Origin of the sequence: Marinobacter sp. UBA5687 (assembly GCF_002420325.1) — a bacterium.
Lineage (GTDB): Bacteria > Pseudomonadota > Gammaproteobacteria > Pseudomonadales > Oleiphilaceae > Marinobacter > Marinobacter nauticus.
On record NZ_DIHV01000058.1, the window covers coordinates 1 to 3,670 of the forward strand.

Annotated in this window: 5 protein-coding genes; all 5 read left to right on the plus strand. The window is 58.3% G+C overall.

Annotated elements, in window-relative coordinates; translation table 11 throughout:
- The coding region (locus B3Y70_RS06295) for a hypothetical protein (RefSeq protein WP_288589421.1) at window positions 1-564 on the plus strand (564 nt) is incomplete at its 5' end.
- Window positions 565-584: 20 nt separating this feature from the next.
- Window positions 585-1,472 (plus strand): mechanosensitive ion channel family protein, encoded by an 888-nt coding sequence (locus B3Y70_RS06300; protein WP_023008868.1) that lies wholly within the window; start codon window positions 585-587, stop codon window positions 1,470-1,472.
- Window positions 1,453-1,944 (plus strand): ATP-dependent zinc protease, encoded by a 492-nt coding sequence (locus B3Y70_RS06305; RefSeq protein WP_141067731.1) that lies wholly within the window; start codon window positions 1,453-1,455, stop codon window positions 1,942-1,944. The genes B3Y70_RS06300 and B3Y70_RS06305 overlap by 20 nt, the downstream gene beginning before the upstream one ends.
- A gap of 2 nt (window positions 1,945-1,946) precedes the next feature.
- Window positions 1,947-2,852: a 30S ribosomal protein S6--L-glutamate ligase gene (gene rimK / locus B3Y70_RS06310; protein ID WP_011785816.1), complete on the plus strand. Its 906-nt coding sequence runs from the start codon at window positions 1,947-1,949 to the stop codon at window positions 2,850-2,852.
- A 6-nt stretch (window positions 2,853-2,858) separates the two neighbouring features.
- The coding region (locus tag B3Y70_RS06315) for a succinylglutamate desuccinylase/aspartoacylase family protein (RefSeq protein WP_288589422.1) at window positions 2,859-3,670 on the plus strand (812 nt) is incomplete at its 3' end.

Consider the following 3,670-nt stretch of genomic DNA (forward strand, 5'->3'; position numbering starts at 1 on the left):
GGTATCGTCCGCTTCAACCCCGCTATGGGCTGTCGTCCCACGGTTATACGGCCGTTCCAGCCTTTAACCATTCCTGCCGGTGGGCGCTGTTTGCTTTACGTGGGAACCTCCTTGTGGATGAAAGTGTGTGTAGGTGATGGGCAAACGGAGCTGACCGAGATCCCGCTGGCCGTGCCCTCCATGACCTGGCTTGGCCGTAACACCATGGAGGGAGAGCTTTGCTACGCTTCCTCCACGTTTGGTCGTCTGGCACTTGAGGCGGTGCCGAAACGGCCCTGGCGGGCCGTTACTCCGGTGACCATCATCAATCGCCGTGAGCAGTCACTGCTGCTGGAGAGGTTCAGCCTGCCCACGCCATTGCTGGCCCTTTATCGTAACGAGCGTGGACAGCTGTGGACGCCGGGAGTCACGGTAGAGTGTGAAACCGATATGAACTCTGCCAGCCTGAATATTGAACAGTCGGTACCCGCCTGTGCCGGTCAATGCCAACTGGTGGCGCCGCCCCGGGAAAAGCTGGCCAAAGGGCGCCGCCTGGTGCGGGCGTTTGACCGGATGTTTGGCTGACAGAATCAGGAGCAACTCTGTTGATTGAGGCTATTGAGGCTACGTTTATTCAATTGATCAGTGGCATTGCCTGGGGGCAGTGGCTGGCGGCGGGCTTTTTGCTGGTGCTGGGTATCTTCCTGGGTACCATGCTGGCCCGGAGCGTCGGGCGGCTGGTCGAAAGCCGCACTTCACGGCACCACCAGGTGCTCATCCGGCGCTTGGTGTTCTATGTGATTTTCGTGCTGTTTGCTATCGCAGCGCTGCGGGAAGCCGGGTTTTCACTGGAAGTGGTGCTGGGGGCGGCCGGTATTCTTACGGTAGCCATTGGCTTTGCTTCGCAGACATCGGCTTCCAACATCATCAGCGGCCTGTTCCTGGTAATGGAGCGCCCGTTTGAGATTGGCGATGTGATCGAAGCAGATGCCACCATCGGCGAAGTGGTGGCGATTGATCTGCTCAGTGTAAAACTGAGAACACCGGACAACCTGTATGTGCGTATTCCCAATGAAACCCTGATCAAAACCCGGGTGGTGAACCGGTCCCGGTTTCCGATCCGGCGGATCGATTTGGTGATCGGTATCGCCTACGCTGAAGATGTGGAGCGGGTGCGGGATCTGTTGCTCGGGCTGGCGGAGACCAATCCGCATTGCCTGGAAGAGCCCCGGCCATTTGTGCTGGTGACCGGTTTCGGGCCTTCGTCTGTGGATCTCCAGTTTTCCTTCTGGGTGGCCCGGGAGGATTTCCTGGAAGGTAAAGGCGGCATGATGGTCGCTATCAAGAAAGCACTGGACGGGGCTGGTATTGAAATACCGTTTCCTCACACCAGTGTCTACGCCGGCAGTCATTCCGAACCTTTCCGCATACAGCTGGTCGGGTCGGAACAACAGCAAGAAAAGGAATTACCGGATGTCGACAATAAAACCTGAAGCCATTAAAACCACTCCCCCGAAAGCCGCGGAGAACAAGGTTAGTCTGGGGTGGCGGGAATGGGTGGCGCTGCCTGATCTTGATATCCAGCGTATTAAGGCCAAGGTGGATACTGGCGCCAGGACATCCTGTCTGCACACGTTCCGAACCGAGCCCTATACCGAAAACGGCGAACGTCGTGTGAAGTTCTGGGTGCACCCGGTTCAGAACGACCTGCACCATGTGGTGGAATGCGATGCCCGGGTGCTGGATGAGCGCACGGTATCGGATTCCGGTGGCCACAAGGAGCAACGCCTGGTGATTCAAACCACGCTGGTCCTGGGCGATCAGAGCTGGCCCATTGAAATGACACTGACCAACCGGGACTCCATGCGGTTCCGGATGTTACTTGGGCGCACCGCCATGGCGGGACGCTCAACGATTTACCCCGAAGCTTCTTATCTTGCCGGCGAGCCGGCACCAAGGACGTGACTATGAAAATTGCGGTACTGTCCCGAAACCGTCACCTGTATTCGACCCGGCGTCTGGTGGAGGAAGGCATTAACCGTGGCCACGAAGTGAAGGTCATCGACTGCCTGCACTGCTCCATGAACATCACCTCTGCCGACCCGAAAATCCACTACCACGAAGAGGTGCTGGAAGATTTTGATGTTGTGATTCCCCGCATTGGTGCCTCGGTCACGTTTTACGGCACTGCGGTGCTCAGGCAGTTTGAGATGATGGGCGTGTTTCCGGTGAATGAATCGGTTGCCATTACCCGTTCGCGGGACAAGTTGCGCTCTTTACAGTTGCTGGCCCGCAAAGGTGTCGGCATGCCGGTGACCGGTTTTGCCAATAAACCGGACAACGTGCCGGAATTGCTGAAAATGGTGGGGGGGGCTCCGGTGGTGATCAAGCTGCTGCAGGGCACCCAGGGCATCGGCGTGGTGCTGGCGGAAACCCGCAAGGCGGCAGAAAGCGTGATCGAGGCCTTTATGGGCCTGAAAGCCGATATTCTGGTGCAGGAGTTCATCAAGGAAGCTGGGGGCGCCGATATTCGCTGCTTTGTGATCGGCGACAAGGTTATTGCTGCCATGAAACGCCAGGGCGCTGAAGGCGAATTCCGCTCCAATCTGCACCGCGGTGGCACCGCCTCGCTGGTGAGAATTACTCCGGAAGAGCGCCGAACTGCCATTACTGCCGCCAAAGCCATGGGCCTGAACGTCGCCGGCGTGGACCTGCTGCGTTCCAGCCGAGGTCCGTTGGTGATGGAAGTGAATTCCTCGCCTGGCCTGGAGGGTATTGAAAATGCCACCGGAAAGAACGTGGCGGGCATGATCATCAACTGGACCGAAAAGAACTATAAACCCTGGAAAACCAAAACCCGGGGCAGGGGATAAGAAGGCATGGCCAGAGCTCCGTTTGAGATTGCCGGCGTAGAGGTGAAAGCCGGTACCCGGGAGACCGTGGAAGTCCCGGTGGCAAAACTCTACACCCATACCCCGCTGCATATTCCGGTGGAAGTGGTACACGGCCGCCGGGATGGCCCGGTATTGATGGTCTGTGGCGCCATCCACGGCGATGAGATCAACGGTGTTGAAATCGTCCGCCGTGTATTGAAGAACTCCGCGCTGCGGCACCTGAGGGGCACCCTGGTGGCGGTCCCGATTGTCAATATCTTCGGGTTCGTGCAGCGTACCCGCTACCTGCCGGACCGGCGGGATCTGAACCGCTGTTTCCCGGGCTCAGAGAGTGGTTCTCTGGGCGGTCGTATTGCCTATCTGTTGCGCACCCAGATAATGGAAAGCGTCACCCACATTATCGATCTGCATACCGGCGCCATTCACCGGTTCAACCTGCCGCAGATCCGCGCCGAGCTGAAAAACCCGGAAACCTCCCGCATGGCCGAAGCCTTTGGCGCGCCCATTATTATCAATGCCGGTTTGCGGGAAGGCAGCCTGCGGGCCTACGCTGATTCACTGGATATTCCGGTGATCACCTTTGAAGGTGGCGAAGCGCTGCGCTTTGATGATGTCGTCATTGCCAGCGGCGTGAAGGGCATTATCCGGGTAATGAGGGAACTGGAAATGGTGCCGGCCAAGAAAGGCCCCAAGGCGCCGAAAAAGCGTTCGGAAACGGCGGCCAATTCGCAGTGGGTGCGGGCAGACATCGACGGCATCATGCGGCCGGTGGCCAGGCTGGGCCAGAAGGTCCGCAA

Excerpts from the sequence above, each read along its gene's own strand:
- B3Y70_RS06305 (WP_141067731.1), top strand. The coding sequence starts at position 1,453 with ATGTCGACAATAAAACCTGAAGCCATTAAAACCACTCCCCCGAAAGCC.
- rimK (WP_011785816.1), top strand. The coding sequence starts at position 1,947 with ATGAAAATTGCGGTACTGTCCCGAAACCGTCACCTGTATTCGACCCGG.